13 protein-coding genes are annotated in these 15408 nt (G+C 46.2%); 9 read left to right on the top strand and 4 right to left on the bottom strand.

All coding sequences use genetic code 11. From position 1 onward, the window contains the following. Window positions 1-79: 79 nt before the first annotated feature. Together R7Z10_RS03965 and R7Z10_RS03960 are read right to left on the bottom strand one after the other, a co-directional pair. Window positions 80-1006: an electron transfer flavoprotein subunit alpha/FixB family protein gene (locus tag R7Z10_RS03965; protein ID WP_054576079.1), complete on the bottom strand. Its 927-nt coding sequence runs from the start codon at window positions 1004-1006 to the stop codon at window positions 80-82. Further along, window positions 1003-1755, bottom strand: a complete 753-nt coding sequence (locus tag R7Z10_RS03960; protein ID WP_054576078.1) for an electron transfer flavoprotein subunit beta/FixA family protein — start codon at window positions 1753-1755, stop codon at window positions 1003-1005. The genes R7Z10_RS03965 and R7Z10_RS03960 overlap by 4 nt, the downstream gene beginning before the upstream one ends. A 155-nt stretch (window positions 1756-1910) precedes the next feature. On the opposite strand from R7Z10_RS03960, the gene R7Z10_RS03955 reads away from it, so the two are divergent. The 9 genes from R7Z10_RS03955 to R7Z10_RS03915 all read left to right on the top strand — a co-directional run bounded on the left by R7Z10_RS03955 (window position 1911) and on the right by R7Z10_RS03915 (window position 12652). Further along, window positions 1911-3548, top strand: a complete 1638-nt coding sequence (locus tag R7Z10_RS03955; protein WP_318104037.1) for an electron transfer flavoprotein-ubiquinone oxidoreductase — start codon at window positions 1911-1913, stop codon at window positions 3546-3548. Window positions 3549-3790: 242 nt separating this feature from the next. Next, complete coding sequence (locus tag R7Z10_RS03950; RefSeq protein WP_005373297.1) at window positions 3791-4591, top strand: ABC transporter ATP-binding protein; 801 nt, start codon at window positions 3791-3793, stop codon at window positions 4589-4591. Further along, window positions 4591-6543 carry a long-chain fatty acid--CoA ligase gene (locus R7Z10_RS03945; RefSeq protein WP_005382741.1) on the top strand — a complete coding sequence of 651 codons (1953 nt, stop codon included), beginning with the start codon at window positions 4591-4593 and terminating at the stop codon, window positions 6541-6543. The genes R7Z10_RS03950 and R7Z10_RS03945 overlap by 1 nt, the downstream gene beginning before the upstream one ends. Then, window positions 6543-7436 (top strand): branched-chain amino acid ABC transporter permease, encoded by an 894-nt coding sequence (locus R7Z10_RS03940; protein WP_005373295.1) that lies wholly within the window; start codon window positions 6543-6545, stop codon window positions 7434-7436. The genes R7Z10_RS03945 and R7Z10_RS03940 overlap by 1 nt, the downstream gene beginning before the upstream one ends. Before the next feature lie 11 nt (window positions 7437-7447). Beyond that, window positions 7448-8515, top strand: a complete 1068-nt coding sequence (locus tag R7Z10_RS03935; protein WP_005382737.1) for a branched-chain amino acid ABC transporter permease — start codon at window positions 7448-7450, stop codon at window positions 8513-8515. A 45-nt stretch (window positions 8516-8560) separates the two neighbouring features. Next, a complete protein-coding gene (locus R7Z10_RS03930) occupies window positions 8561-9805 on the top strand; it encodes an ABC transporter substrate-binding protein (protein WP_005373285.1) in 1245 nt (414 codons plus the stop codon). Between the two features lie 80 nt (window positions 9806-9885). Next, the gene (locus tag R7Z10_RS03925) at window positions 9886-10707 is read left to right on the top strand and encodes an ABC transporter ATP-binding protein (RefSeq protein ID WP_005373283.1); all 822 of its coding nucleotides are present in this window, start codon (window positions 9886-9888) and stop codon (window positions 10705-10707) included. Between the two features lie 9 nt (window positions 10708-10716). Beyond that, window positions 10717-11919, top strand: coding sequence for an AMP-binding protein (locus R7Z10_RS03920; RefSeq protein WP_318104036.1), 1203 nt, complete (start codon window positions 10717-10719; stop codon window positions 11917-11919). 136 nt (window positions 11920-12055) lie between these two features. After that, window positions 12056-12652, top strand: a complete 597-nt coding sequence (locus tag R7Z10_RS03915) for a methyltransferase domain-containing protein (protein WP_318104035.1) — start codon at window positions 12056-12058, stop codon at window positions 12650-12652. Window positions 12653-12940: 288 nt separating this feature from the next. Here the strand turns inward: R7Z10_RS03915 and R7Z10_RS03910 are convergent, their stop codons facing one another. Together R7Z10_RS03910 and alsS are read right to left on the bottom strand one after the other, a co-directional pair. After that, entirely contained in the window at window positions 12941-13699 is a 759-nt protein-coding gene (locus R7Z10_RS03910) for an SDR family NAD(P)-dependent oxidoreductase (protein WP_017820351.1), read from the bottom strand. Beyond that, window positions 13696-15399, bottom strand: a complete 1704-nt coding sequence (alsS, locus tag R7Z10_RS03905; protein ID WP_213869872.1) for an acetolactate synthase AlsS — start codon at window positions 15397-15399, stop codon at window positions 13696-13698. Before alsS ends, R7Z10_RS03910 begins: the two co-directional genes overlap by 4 nt. Between the last annotated feature and the right edge of the window lie 9 nt (window positions 15400-15408).

Genomic DNA, 15408 nt, shown 5'->3' with positions numbered 1-15408 from the left:
CTAATTTCAATTCTTTTGAATATGACCAAAAACAAAATAAAGGGGCGAACATAGCAGTGTTCGCCCCTTATCTGATCGTTTAAAGTTGTTCGGCAAGCTGAGGTAGTACCTCAAATAAATCACCAACCAATCCATAGTCGGCAACTTCAAAGATAGGAGATTCTGGATCTTTGTTGATCGCGACAATCACTTTGGATTCCTTCATTCCTGCAAGATGCTGGATAGCTCCGGAAATCCCAACCGCTATATAAAGCTTAGGTGCAACGATTTTACCGGTTTGACCCACTTGTAAGTCGTTGGCAACAAACCCGGCATCAACCGCCGCGCGAGAAGCGCCAATGGCAGCACCTAGTTTATCGGCCACTTGTTCGATCAACGCGAAGTTCTCTTTGCTACCGACCCCGCGTCCACCTGACACAACCACCTCTGCCGCGCTTAATTCAGGGCGCTCTGACACGGTTTTATCGACAGAAACCAATTCAACCATTGGAGCTGAGATAGTGACCTGCTGATGCTTAATATCGGCTTGGTTGTGACAAGTAACCGGCTCAAACGCAGACGCGCGCACGGTGACGACGCGAACCTTGTCGCAGGTGGTCACTTTGGCAAATGCGTTTCCTGCGTAAATAGGGCGGATAAAAGTGTTTTCATCGATAACTTGGACAATATCGGAAATTTGCCCAACGCCGAACTTCGCTGCTACTCGCGGTGCAAGATCTTTCCCTTTTGATGATGAGCTAGCCCAGATTGCGTCAAAACCTTCAGCAATACTCACTACAATAGGTGCGATACTCTCGGCAAATTGATGCTTAAGTTGCTCATCATCGACACAAATTACGTTTGATATACCATCAACGCGACAAGCTTGCTGAGCGACTTCTTCACACTGGTGGCCCACTACGATCAAAACATTGTCTTGGCTGACTTGTTTTGCTGCATTAACCACTTTGAGTGTGTCCGCATGCAATTGGTTATTGTCATGCTCTGCTATGATTAAGTTCTTCATGAAATCACCTTCGCTTCGTTACGCAGCTTATCGAGAAGCTCTGAGACAGATTCAACCTTGATGCCACCTTTTCTTTGCGCTGGCGGTGTGATTTCTTGAATGGTTTGGCTAAATACCACTTCAACACCCAGACTGTCAGGTGTGATGGTATCTAACGGCTTGCGCTTAGCTTTCATGATATTAGGCAAAGAGGCAAAACGCGGTTCATTCAGGCGTAAGTCAGTACTGATCACCGCAGGTAAGTTCATCGTGACCGTCATCAAGCCGCCGTCCACTTCTCTCACGACCTGAACTTTTTGATCTTCAATCTTCACGTCGGAAGCGAAAGTTGCTTGAGGCCAGTCAAGTAGGGCGGCCAGCATCTGAGCCACTTGGTTGTTGTCCGTATCAATGGATTGTTTACCCGTAATCACAAGCTGTGCTTGTTCTTGCTCAACTAGAGCTTTGAGCAGCTTAGCAACAACTAATGGCTCTATTTTGTCTTCAGTATCGACATGAATAGCGCGATCGGCGCCTAATGCAAGCGCGGTACGTAGTTGCTCCTGACACTGGCTACCGCCGGCACTGACAACGATGACTTCATCTGCAATACCTTGCTCCTTTAGTCGTACGGCTTCTTCAACGGCTATTTCGCAAAATGGATTAATTGTCATCTTGACGTTATTGGTTTCAACATCGCTATGGTCCGCTTTCACGCGAACTTTAACGTAGGGATCAATGACCCTTTTGATTGGCACTAGTATTTTCACGTTAGATTCCTTTTACAGTGAAGACTATGTGTTAACAGTGAAGACGATGTGATGACGTCTTTAAAATGATGTTAATTTACCTTTACGTTTGCGTCAACTTTAAATATATTGTTGATTAACAAGTTGGCAACATGCAAAGAAAAAGGAATGCAATCATGGAAAGAGACTGCATGGAATTTGATGTTCTGATTGTAGGCGCTGGTCCCGCAGGTTTGTCTGCGGCATGCCGAATCAAACAATTAGCAGCAGAAAAAAAACAAGACCTCTCTGTTTGCGTGGTAGAAAAAGGTTCTGAAGTTGGAGCGCATATTTTATCGGGTGCGGTGTTTGAAACGCGGAGTTTGGATGAGCTTTTTCCCGACTGGGAAGAGAAAGGCGCTCCGCTCAATACCAAAGTAAACCAAGATAAAACCTACTATCTAGGCAATGACATCAATGGTCATGAACTGCCTTCTTGGGCGGTGCCTAATACGTTACATAACAAAGGTAATTACATCATAAGCTTGGGCAGTCTATGCCGATGGATGGCGTTGCAGGCTGAGAACTTGGGGGTGGAGGTCTACCCAGGTTTTACCGCCAGTCAAGCGATCATCGATGAAGATAGTCGTGTTTGTGGCGTGATCACGGGCGATATGGGATTAGATAAAAATGGTGAACAAAAAGGAAATTTCGAACCTGGTATTGAACTGCGAGCGAAGTTTACTTTATTTGCTGAAGGCGCACGGGGGCATATTGGTAAGCAGTTGATTAACCGATTTAATCTTGCTGAAGAGAAAACGCCTCAACACTACGCTATCGGTTTTAAAGAGCTGTGGGAAATCCCATCAGAGCAGCATCAGCAAGGTTTAGTAGTGCACGGATTAGGTTGGCCGTTATCAAATGAAGCTACAGGTGGCAGTTATCTCTACCATTTAGAGGGAAACCAAGTTGCCGTCGGGTTGATTGTTGACTTGAGTTATAAGAATCCGCACTTGAGTCCATTTGATGAGTTTCAACGTTTTAAACACCACCCGTTGATTGAGCAATACCTCAAAAATGGGAAGCGTATTAGCTATGGCGCGAGAGCGATTACCAAGGGCGGCTTTCATTCGCTTCCCACGCAGCAGTTTGCTGGTGGCTTGTTAATTGGCTGTGATGCAGGAACACTTAACGGCGCTAAAATCAAAGGCACACACACCGCAATAAAATCTGGAATGCTTGCCGCTGAAGCAGTATGTGAAGCCCTTGAGAGTCAGTCAGTTACTGCTGATTATCAAAAGCATTTCAAACAGTCTTGGCTGTATGAAGAGCTTTATCAAGCACGTAACTTCTCAAGTGGAATCCACCGCTTTGGATCGTGGCTGGGCGGTGGTTTAGCGCTGCTGGAACATAACGTGTTAAAAGGTAAAGCTAAGTGGCATATCCGCTGTGATAAGCCTGATCATCAGTCTCTGTTATTGGCGGAAAACAGCAATGAAATTGTCTATCCGAAGCCTGATGGCGTGTTAAGTTTCGATCGCCTCTCTTCCGTTTATCTATCCAATATCTTCCATGAGGAAGATCAACCATGCCACTTACGACTGGAGAACCAGCGGATCCCTATTGAGCAGAACCTTGAATTATATGCAGAGCCAGCACAGCGCTATTGTCCGGCTGGCGTGTATGAAATCGTACAGGGGGAGCAGCAGCCAGAGCTGCAAATAAATGCGGCCAACTGTATCCACTGTAAGACCTGCGACATCAAAGATCCAAGTCAAAATATTACCTGGACTCCGCCAGAAGGTGGTGGTGGTCCGAACTATCCAAATATGTAAGCGTTTGAGAATAATTTTTATTAACAATTTATTTACTTAAAGTTTGCGTTAGTTCAAATCTTTCTCGATGAACTCGATTGCAACTTAATCTTTCAGGCACTATTCTGATTTTAAATTGACGTTTACGTAAACTGAATACAAAGTTGATGCATAGGTGTAAAAGCGGTTACCAGTATCAAAGTTAGGTTTGATCAAATAGTGCTCAATGGAACGCACTTAAAATAACGAAAGGGAGATCAACTATGGTATCGGAATCGCCTCTGTTGCAGGTAAACGATATTTCATTGGCTTTTGGTGGGGTGAAAGCTTTAACTGACGTGAGCTTCCATGTGAATGAAAAGGAAATTTTTTCAATCATTGGCCCAAACGGTGCAGGTAAAACCTCAATGCTCAATTGCATCTCTGGTCGATACACACCAAATAAAGGCTCTGTAATCTTCGCTGGAGATGACGTAACTAAACGGACACCTAGCCAACGAGCTGAGTTAGGGTTGGGAAGAACCTTCCAAAACTTGGCGCTCTTTTCTCATATGTCGGTACTGGACAACATCATGGTTGGCCGACACCACCTACTGAAAAATAACTTCGTCACGGGGCCACTCTATTGGTTCTCCAATGCGCAGAAAGAAGAGATGGCGCACCGCAAATATGTGGAAGACGTGATCGATTTTCTAGAAATCCAGCACATCCGAAAAGCGACTGCAGGCACCCTATCTTACGGCTTACGTAAGCGTGTAGAGCTTGCTCGTGCCATTGCCTTAAAACCTAAGTTACTGCTGCTTGATGAACCAATGGCAGGTATGAACTTGGAAGAAAAGGAAGACATGGCACGTTACATCATGGATCTGAATGAAGAATTAGATATCACGATCATTATGATTGAGCACGACATGGGCGTGGTCATGGACATCTCTAATCGCGTTTTGGTTTTGGATTTCGGTAAACACATTGCTACGGGTGAGCCTGAAGAAGTGATGGCCAACCCACATGTGAAACAAGCGTACTTAGGCGAAGAGCTACCGACATTAGAGGAGAGTGCATAATGGCACAGCAACATAATGATTGGGCAGATATAACCCGCTTAGATACCTTTCCAAAAGTGTTGCAACACAATGCCAAGAACTGGCCCGAACAAGTCGCAATGCGTGAAAAGGAGTTTGGTATTTGGCGAGAGTTCACTTGGAAAGATTATGAAAACCGCGTCAAGTGGATGGCACTGGCACTACAAGATTTAGGTATTGGCGAACAAGATGTCGTTGGTTTGCTAGGTGATAACCGCCCTGAATGGGTATGGGGCGAGTTAGCGGCACATGCGATCAAAGGTTTCTCGCTGGGCATCTATCAAGATTCCATGCACGAAGAGGTGGCATACCTTATCAACTATGCCAAAGCAAAAGTCGTGATTGCCGAAGATGAAGAGCAATGCGACAAGCTGCTTGAGCTTGGTGATGAAATTCCTAGCGTCGAATACATTATTTACTGCGATCCTCGTGGAATGCGTAAATACGATGATCCAAGATTGATTGATGTTGAACAGGTCTACAAAAAAGGTCAGCTGATTGATAAAGCGGACCCAGACAAATATCTCAATATGGTTGTTGAAACCAAAGGCAGCGATCTTTCAATTCTTTGTACAACGTCGGGTACGACTTCTAAACCAAAATTGGCTCAGCTACACAGTGGCACGTTCTTGGATCACTGTGCGGCTTACTTGCGTGCAGACCCTCGTTCCCCAGGCGACAACTACGTTTCTGTTCTGCCTTTGCCTTGGATTATGGAGCAGGTTTACGTGGTTGGTCAGGCGTTGATTTCTCGTCAAATCGTTAACTTTGTGGAAGAACAAGAAACCATGATGTCCGACTTGCGTGAAATCGGCCCAAACTTTGTGCTTTTAGCGCCGCGAGTGTGGGAAAACATTGTGGCAGACGTGTCTGCACGAATGATGGATTCGACACCGTTTAAGCAAAAGATGTACAAACTGGGCATGAGCTTAGCCAACAAAGCGTTAGAGCAGGGAAAACGTTCTAAACTCGCCGAATGGATTCTTCTGCGTGCTCTGCGTGATCGTTTAGGGTTTTCGAACCTGACATCTGCGGCAACCGGCGGTGCGGCGATGGGACCGGATACTTTCCGTTACCTACAAGCTATTGGTGTGCCACTTAAGCAGCTTTATGGTCAGACCGAAATGTGTGGCGCATACACCGTGCACCAAGCGGATGATGTGGATTACGATTCCGTTGGTGTTGCGTTTGATAATGCAGAAGTGAAAGTCATCAACCCAGACAGCAATGGCGTTGGTGAAATCATCGCGAAAAGTACAGGCATGTTTACTGGCTACTTAAACAACCAAGCAGCATATGATGAAGATGTTCAAGATGGTTGGATGCACACAGGCGATGCGGGCTATTTTAAAGATTCCGGTCACTTGGTGGTGATTGATCGTCTGAAAGATATGTCGGAAACCAGCCATGGCGACCGTTATTCGCCACAGTTTATCGAAAACAAACTCAAGTTCTCGCCGTTTATTGCAGAAGCCGTGGTGGTAGGTAAAGGTCGACCTTGGCTGTCTGCCATCATCTGTATTCGCTATGCGATCGTCGCGAAGTGGGCAGAGCAACGCGGCTTGGCATTTACCAACTACACCAACTTATCTGCTCAACCAGAAGTGTACCAAGCGATTCGTGAAGAAGTTCAAAAAGTGAACGAATCCCTACCGGATGCACAGAAGATCAGCAAATTCATTCTACTTTACAAAGAGCTGGATGCCGACGATGGAGAGCTAACTCGCACACGTAAAGTACGCCGTGGTGTGGTTGCAGAGAAATACGGAGACATCATCGAAACCATCTACAGCGACGATCCAAAAGTCGATGTCGATACAGTGATCACTTATCAAGATGGCACCAAAACACGCATTCAAACGTCGCTAGTTATTGAAACGCTTATTGAGCATGAGCCAACACTAGTGGATAGCGAACAACGGAGGATCGCATAGTGAATACGGATTTATTACTGCAACTCGTCATTAATGGCGTGATCGTTGGCATGTTGTATGGCGTTGTCGCCATGTGCTTTGTATTGATTTACAAATCGACCCAGGTGGTCAACTTTGCTCAGGGGGAGTTCTTGTTGATTGGCGCATGGGTATGTTGGGCGGCATTGGTACACCTACAGTTACCGTTTTTTATCGGCTTTTTACTCACGCTCGCGTTCATGATGATTTTTGGTATCGCCGTGCAAACCATTGTGCTCAGACCGTTGATTGGTGAACCGATTATCTCTGTGATCATGGTGACTATCGGTCTATCGATGTTTTTCCAAGCGCTGATGAAGTGGATATTCGGTGTCTCTGCTGTGTCGTACCCGCAAGTGTTCGAAACCAACGTGGTAAATATCGGAGGTTTGAATGTTGAGTTTGCTTACATTCTGAGCTTGATCTTCTCAATGCTCATCATGGGCGCGTTCTACTGGTTCTTCAAATTCAGCAAAATGGGTCTGGCAATGCGCGCAACGGCATTCAACCAGCAAGTAGCCCAGAGTCTTGGCATTTCCATCAAGAAAGTGTTCGCCATCAGTTGGGCCATTTCGGCAATGGTATCTGCAACAGCAGGGATTGTTATCGGTATCGTTAACGGCGTATCTGACGCGCTATCCATTATTGGTATCAAAGTTTTCCCAGCCGTTATTTTGGGTGGCTTAGATTCAGTAGTTGGCGCAATTGTCGGTGGTATTACCATCGGGGTGCTAGAAAACTTGGCTGAGTTTTTTGATAGCCAATACCTGCAAGTGGGTAACCTGTACAACATCGCACCATTCTATGTGCTGTTAATCATTCTTGCCTTCAAGCCATATGGCCTGTTTGGTACCAAAGATATTGAGCGTATTTAAGGAGAAATAACATGGCTCAACTTAGCATGCGCCCATGTGGGGATTTTCGAACCACATACAAAAGCGATACGCCAATTTTTGAAACCAAAACCATCAGAAGCCTTGCGATTGCTGGTGTCATCGCCATGCTGGCAGCACCGCTGGTCTTGGATATTTACTTCCTAAACCTGTTTATTCAGATTGCATACCTCGGTATCGCGGCATTGGGCTTAAACATTCTGGTTGGTTTTACCGGACAAATCTCGCTAGGTCACGGTGCGTTCTTTGGCTTTGGCGCCTTTGCATCGGCTTGGCTAAATAACCAGTTTAACATTCCAGTCGTGTTTGCGATTCCGCTTGCGGGTTACTTAACCATGATTGTGGGGATGCTGTTTGGTCTGCCAGCCGCTCGAATTAAAGGTTTATATCTAGCTATCGCAACGTTGGCGGCGCAGTTTATTTTAGAGGACTTCTTTGCTCGCGCAGATTGGTTCAGTGGCGGCTCATACGGTGCAAGCGCGAACCCAATTAATTTGTTTGGCTTTGAGTTTACGACTGACGAAAGCTTCTTCTACATCGCTCTGTTTGCGCTGATCTTCATGTATATGTGGGCATCAAACTTAATCCGTTCTCGTGACGGTCGCGCGTTTGTCTCAGTACGAGATCACTATCTGTCAGCAGAGATCATGGGCATCAACCTAACCAAGTATCGTCTGCTCTCATTTGGAGTGTGTGCATTCTATGCGGGCATCGGGGGTGCACTCTACGGACATTATCTAGGGTTTGTATCAGCAGAAGGCTTCACCATCATGATGTCTATCCAGTTCTTGGCAATGATCATCATTGGTGGCTTGGGTTCAGTCAAAGGCACATTGATGGGGACGATATTTATCGTATTGCTGCCTGAAGTTTTGGAGTTTGGCGTAACGGGGCTTTCAGCGTTTGGTGATACCACCGCTTTCACTGATGGTCTGGCTTACTTCAAAGAGATGGCGATTGGTCTAGTCATCATGCTGTTCCTCATTTTCGAACCTCAAGGATTATCACATCGCTGGCAACAGATTCGAGCATATTGGAAACACTATCCGTTCTCATATTAACGTGGAATTAAGTGGAATATACCTCAATAACAAGGACAACGAGTTATGAACAAAGGACATTTAGCGACAACGTTGGTGCTGTCATCTGCACTGTTTACTACCGCAACTTGGGCAAAAGATTCTGTGTTTGTCGGGCAATTAGTCGACTTTTCTGGACCAACTGCCTATGTGAGCAAGCCTTATGGTTCTGGCGTGCGAGACGCATTGCGTTGGATTAACCAAAACGGTGGCATTAACGGTACCGAGCTCGAATTTGAAACAGTAGACATGGCGTACAAAGTACCAGTGGCGATTTCTAACTATAAACGTTGGGTTGCGCGTAAAGACATGGTTGCGCTGCAAGGTTGGGGTACGGCGGATACCGAAGCGCTTATTTCGTTTGTTACCAAAGACAAAGTGCCGGTGTTCTCTGCTTCTTACTCTGGTCACTTAACTGACCCAACTGGCAAAAACCCAAAAACCGCGAAACCAGCGCCTTATAATTTCTTTTATGGTGCGTCGTACTCAGATGCGTGCCGTGCGCTAGTTAAGTGGGCGAAAGAAGATTGGGAATCTAAGGGCAATCAAGGTGCGCCGAAATTTACGCACATTGGCGATAACCATCCATTCCCGAATGCGCCAAAAGAAGCGTGTGCAGAGTACGCCAAAGAGCTTGGTTTTGATGTGCAAAACCCAGTCGTTGTGTCACTAAAACCTGGGGACTTCAAAGCGCAATGTTTGTCGCTGAAAGAGTCAGGCACCAACTACGGTTACATTGCCAATATCGGTAGCTCGGTTATCTCACTAGTGAAGTCTTGTAACACGGTTGGGACAGAGTTCCAGTACATGGCAAACATTTGGGGCGGCGACAAGCCAGTGCTTGAAGCAGCAGGCGATGGCCTTAAAGATTACGTTTTCCCAGGTATGACGGCGTTTTGGGGAGACGATAACGAAGGCATGAAGCTGGTTCGTGAGATTTCTAAGCAGTCTGAATCAGAGCCGGGCGAATTCAGAACTCACCATTACATTCGCGGTATTTGTTCTGCGTTCTATATGAAAGAAGCGATGGAGTGGGCGAAAGACAACGGTGGTATCACAGGTGAAAACATCAAGAAGGGCATGTATGTCCATGACAACTGGGTACCACAAGGCTTAGAAGGTGTTTGTGTCCCTGCGAACTGGAAACCGGAAGATCACCGAGGCACAACAACCGTGAACGTCTTTATGGGCAACAACGATGGCGGCGCAGTTGATATTAAGAAAGTATCTCAGGTGACATTGTCACGTCGTGACGATTGGCTAGGTTACTAATCTACGACTTATTAATAACAAAGCTTACTGAAAATAAGGATGGGTGAGAGAACACTCTCACCCTAGCAAGGAGTAGCTTGATGGCTGAATTAGCAACGAATATCGAACCGGCAGAAATACTGCTTTCAGTGAACAACATTGAAGTCGTCTACGACGAAGTAATACTAGTACTTCGCGGTGTGAGTTTAGAAGTTCCAAAAGGGCAGATTGTGACCTTACTGGGCGCCAACGGTGCGGGTAAATCCACAACGTTGAAAGCCATTTCTGGTTTATTGAAAACCGAAGATGGTGAAGTGACGCGCGGCGAAATCAACTTCATGGGCGAGCGTATAGACAACAAAAGCCCGGAAGAGATCGTCCGTTCGGGCATCTTCCAAGTTATGGAAGGGCGCCGAATTGTTGAAGATATGACGGTAATAGAAAATCTTCGCTTAGGCGCTTATACACGCACTGACAACGAAGTTGAACAAGACATCGAAATGGTGTTTGACTATTTCCCGCGACTCAAAGAGCGCACTGGCCTGGCGGGCTATTTGTCTGGCGGTGAGCAACAAATGTTAGCGATTGGCCGAGCTTTAATGGCTCGACCGAAGATGATTTTGTTGGACGAACCGTCTATGGGGCTTTCTCCACTGCTAGTTAAAGAAGTATTCAGCATTATTAACAAGATCAACAAAGAGCAAGGTATTACCATGCTTTTGGTTGAACAGAATGCCAACTTCGCTCTTCAAGCGGCCGATTACGGTTACATCATGGAATCAGGCAAAATCGTACTAGATGGCAGCAAGCACGAACTGTTAAACAATGAAGACGTAAAAGAATTCTACCTTGGCGGAGGCGATGAAGATCGCAAGAGCTTTAAGAATCTGAAATCTTACAAACGTCGTAAGCGTTGGTTGTAAGGAGCAAGGATGAACGAACTATTTGATGCGAAAGAATCGTTGTCTCTACAGGCGCGAGAAGAGTCGCTGTTTCAACGTTTGCCAGCGCTGATTGAGAATTCGAAAGCCAATAGCGAACATTACGCAGCGCATTTTTCTGAGTTAGATCCTACATTGGCAAACAATCGTGAAGGGCTTGCTCAGTTCCCGATTACACGTAAGTTCAATGTACCTAATCAGCAGCAACTTGAACCGCCGTTTGGTGGTTTAAATAGCGTTGCCATTGGTCAAATGGCGCGTGTTTTTCAGTCTCCTGGGCCTTTATATGAGGCTCAAACGGATGAGGCCGATTTCTGGCGTATGGGGCGTGCGTTTCACGCAGCTGGGTTTTGTGCGGGTGATTTAGTGCATAACACGCTCTCTTACCATTTCTCACCTGGCGGATTTATTATGGATGGTGGCGCAAGAGCTTGTGGTTGCGCTGTATTTCCGGCTGGAGTAGGCAATACCGAAGCGCAAATAGAGGCAATTAAACAGCTTCAACCTAATGGTTACACTGGCACACCTTCGTATTTGCTGACGTTGCTACAAAAGTACCAAGAGACATACGATGAGCTGCCTAGCTTTGAGAAAGCTCTGGTCTCTGGTGAAGCGGTTACAGCAGACATGCAACAGATGTTTGAGGAAAAAGGCATTGCAGTCTTTCAAGCCTACGCAAGTGCAGAGCTTGGTTTGATTGCTTATCAAGTGTCTGGTGAACAAGGATTAGTGATTGCCGAAGATATTATTGTTGAAATCGTTGATCCTGATGGTGTTCCTGTACAACCGGGAGAAGTCGGTGAAGTCGTTGTAACGTCGCTTGATGAGAAGTTCCCGCTGATTCGCTACGCAACGGGAGATTTATCGGCATATCTAGAGATTAGTTCTGATTCTTCACGCACGAATGCACGAATTAAGGGCTGGATGGGACGAGCAGACTCTGCGGTGAAAGTAAAAGGGCTGTTTGTTTATCCGCATCAGATCCAAGAAGTCTGTCGTCGCCACGATATTAAAGGCTCCTTGAAAATTGAACGCGATGGCTTCAACGATGCCATTACTTTCTGTTGTCATGATGTGCATGTATCAGCAGAGGACATTCAAGCAACACTCCAGTCTGTCACTAAACTGAAAGGCAATGTCCAGTTTGTACCGAACCAAGCGGAGCAGCCGTTAATCAATGATCTTCGCAGTTAACTCATTGGTGGCATAAGTGCAGTAGAAAGTGGTTGTCATAAAAAACTAACAACGTCAGACAAAAGGCTAGAAAAGGGATACCACATTGCGCTGCGTATCCCTTTATTTTTTACTACCGCAATCAGGGAGCGGGTAAATGAAACAGGCACCAATGATTAACACACAATTCTGGGATGATTTGTTTATCCGAGGCACTATGCCTTGGGATGCCCAATCGACACCTCAAGAACTCAAGGACTATCTCGACAATTCACTTCATGTAGGCCAGTCAGTGTTTATTCCTGGGTGTGGTGCCGCTTATGAACTGAGCACTTTTATTCAATATGGGCATGACGTGATCGCGATGGATTACAGCCAAGAAGCGGTAAAAATGGCGCAATCAGCGTTAGGTAACTACAAAGATAAAGTCGTATTGGGTGATGTATTTAATGCCGATTTTTCTCACTCGTTTGATGTCATTTACGAGCGGGCCTTTCTCGCAGCACTACCGAGAGACATGTGGTCAGAATACTTTTCGATGGTGGATAAATTGCTGCCAAGAGACGGTTTGTTAATTGGTTATTTCGTTATAGATGATGATTACCACTCTCGCTTCCCTCCATTTTGTTTGCGAAGTGGGGAGTTGGCAGCTTTTCTAGAGCCCACGTTTGAACTTGTGAAGTCCTCAGTGGTGGCAAACAGTGTTGAGGTTTTTAAAGGCAGAGAGCAATGGATGGTGTGGCAGAAACGTTAGTCGTCACTGAGACTTCTTTAGAAAGTATTTGCGGAAACTGTCTGGTTCTTTGTGAATCGCTGATACATAAGTCTTCACTCTATGTCTGATGGAATGCTCACATAGTTTGTCGGTTTGTGTGAAACATTAATTTCTCGTTGCTGGTTTAAGTTGTTGAGATATCTCTAACAGCGGTTGAGTGGTTGAGTTTATTGCTGGCACGGGTTATGTGCTCAGAGCGTAAAGCGACAGATCAGCATCGATCCGAAAGGTAGTAGAACGTCTCTTACTGATCTGTCTATTTCATGCTTATACTATTTTAGGTTGACCATCTGATGCGGTGGCGCCGCCGTCTACAGGTAGGTTTACGCCATTAATGAAAGATGCGTCATCACTTGCCAAGAAAGTCACGACAGACGCAATTTCTTCAGGTTCGGCTGCTCGGCCAAGCGCAATGCGCTCATTGAATTTATCGCGGATGTCCTGCGGCCAGCCGTTTGTCATGTTGGTTTTTACTAAACTTGGGCATACGGCGTTAATTCTTACCCCATCCGCACCATGGTCCAATGCCATCGCTCGGGTAAGGTTCACCACTGCACCTTTACTCGCGCAATAGAATGCGGCACCCCAGTCACCACCCAAACCGGAAACGGACGCGGTATTTACCATACAACCTTTCGTTTTTAAGAGTTCAGGCAAAGCAAACTTCGCGCAATAAACAACACCATCAATGTTTACACCTGAGATCTTCTTCCAGTCTTCCACACTACCTTCAATCACGGAACCAGGGACATGTACGCCAGCATTGTTTACTAAAATATCCAGTTTACCGAAACGGGTAACAACATCAGAAATCAGTGCTGCGACTTTTTCTGGGTCAGAAACATCAATAGAATGCGCAGACACACGCTGTTTATCAAAGCCCTCAACGGCGTTTGCCAACTGCTCTTCATTCCAATCGGCAAGAGCGACGTTTGCGCCTTCTTCATACAAACGTTTTGCGATGGCCAAACCAATACCATTGGCAGAACCAGTGACGAGTGCGACTTTATTTTTTAATCCTCTCATGCGATTTCTCCTTCGAAACTTACAAAAACGGGATCTTGATTTTTCTCTGTGCGCGGCAACATCAGTTTGTCGTTGTCGCTGTAATCTACGGGGATAGCCACCACTGCTGGTCCTTCAACGTCCATGGCTTTATTCAATGTCGGTAGCAATTCGTGTTGACTAGTCACTGCGAAGCCTTTCGCGCCAAATGATTCGGCGTACGCCTTGAAATCAATTGGTCCAAATTTCACACCAGAGCAGCGCTGATATTTGTTGATCTCTTGCATTTCTACCATGTTGTAGGCGTTATCAACCCACACAATATGGACGATATTACAGTTCAGTCTAACCGCGGTTTCTAACTCCATGCTCGATTGCATAAAACCGCCGTCTCCTGATATCGATACCACTTTGCTACCAGGTTTTAGTAGGCTGGCACCAATGGCCCATGGTAGTGCAACGCCCATTGTTTGTTGGCCGTTAGACACCAGCATTTGGCGAGCTCGAAAACAACTTAAGTAACGAGCGATCCAGATGTGGAAGCTCCCCATATCAAGACATAGCGTGGTATCTGGTGTGATGATAGATTGCATGGCTTTAATCAGTGCCAGTGGATGAAATCCTTGCTTGTGATAGACATTGGGATAGGTTTTGATCACTTGCCGTTGCAGTGCTACCTCTTCCAGTACTGAAAGTGCCGTTGGGGAAAGGCGGGCATATTCAGAGATATAGCTGCCCATCTTGTCTAATGACTGCGCAATGTTTCCGACGATTTCAACACAAGGCTGATAATTAAGTTGGTATTCTGCCGGTTCAATATCGAGGTGAATCACTGGGTTGCGGTGGCTGTTCCAAAGCTCAGGGTCATACTCTATTGGGCTAAAGCCGATGGTGAGAATTAAATCGGCGTCCCGCAGTAAAACATCGCCAGGTTGGTTATTAAACAAACCGACACGCCCAGCAAAGTGATGATAGTAATTGATGTCTACCGTGCCGGCGGCTTGGTAAGTGCCGACAACGGGTAGCTGCGTATTTTGAAGAAATCGGGCGATAGCAGCAGCGTTTTTACTGCGGCTCGCGTGAAGGCCAAGTAAAACCACACAGCGCTTTGCTTTACTGATTCGACTGACCGCTTCTTCGATTGCTGCGATGTCTGCGCAACCAGGCTGTGTGTAAGGCGAGGGGACAATAATGTCCGTTTGGGTTTGCTCGGATAAAACATCTTGGGGGAGACTCAAAAAGCAAGCCCCAGGACGACCTGACTCTGCGATACGAAATGCGTTCGCCATGATCTCGCTTGCGGCGTCCACATGCTGCACTTCAGCACTGAACTTAGTTATAGAGCGAAAAATACTGACGGTATCCATGCTCTGGTGTGTTTGTTTTTGCTGGTCAGTTCGTTTCACCGCACCACCGATAGCAATCAGCGGATCGCCTTCGGAGTTTGCTGTTGCCACTCCCGTAACTAGATTTCCACAGCCAGGGCCTGACGTAACCATGGTGACGCCTGCTTTGCCGGTTAGTCTTCCCATAACGCCCGCCATAAATGCGCCGTTAGCTTCGTGGCGTACCGGAATCATTTGGATGTTAGTGTCTTCAATCGCATCGAACAGTCGATCGATTTTTGCACCGGGAATACCGAAAATGTACTTAATGCCGAGAGACTCTAGCTGTTGAGCGATCAACTGAGATCCATTTTTATTTGAAGGTTTGGATTGCATTTGTTGTCC

This window comes from Vibrio sp. Vb1018, from assembly GCF_033338775.1.
GTDB lineage: Bacteria > Pseudomonadota > Gammaproteobacteria > Enterobacterales > Vibrionaceae > Vibrio > Vibrio alginolyticus.
This window is presented reverse-complemented; position numbering and strand designations above follow the sequence as displayed.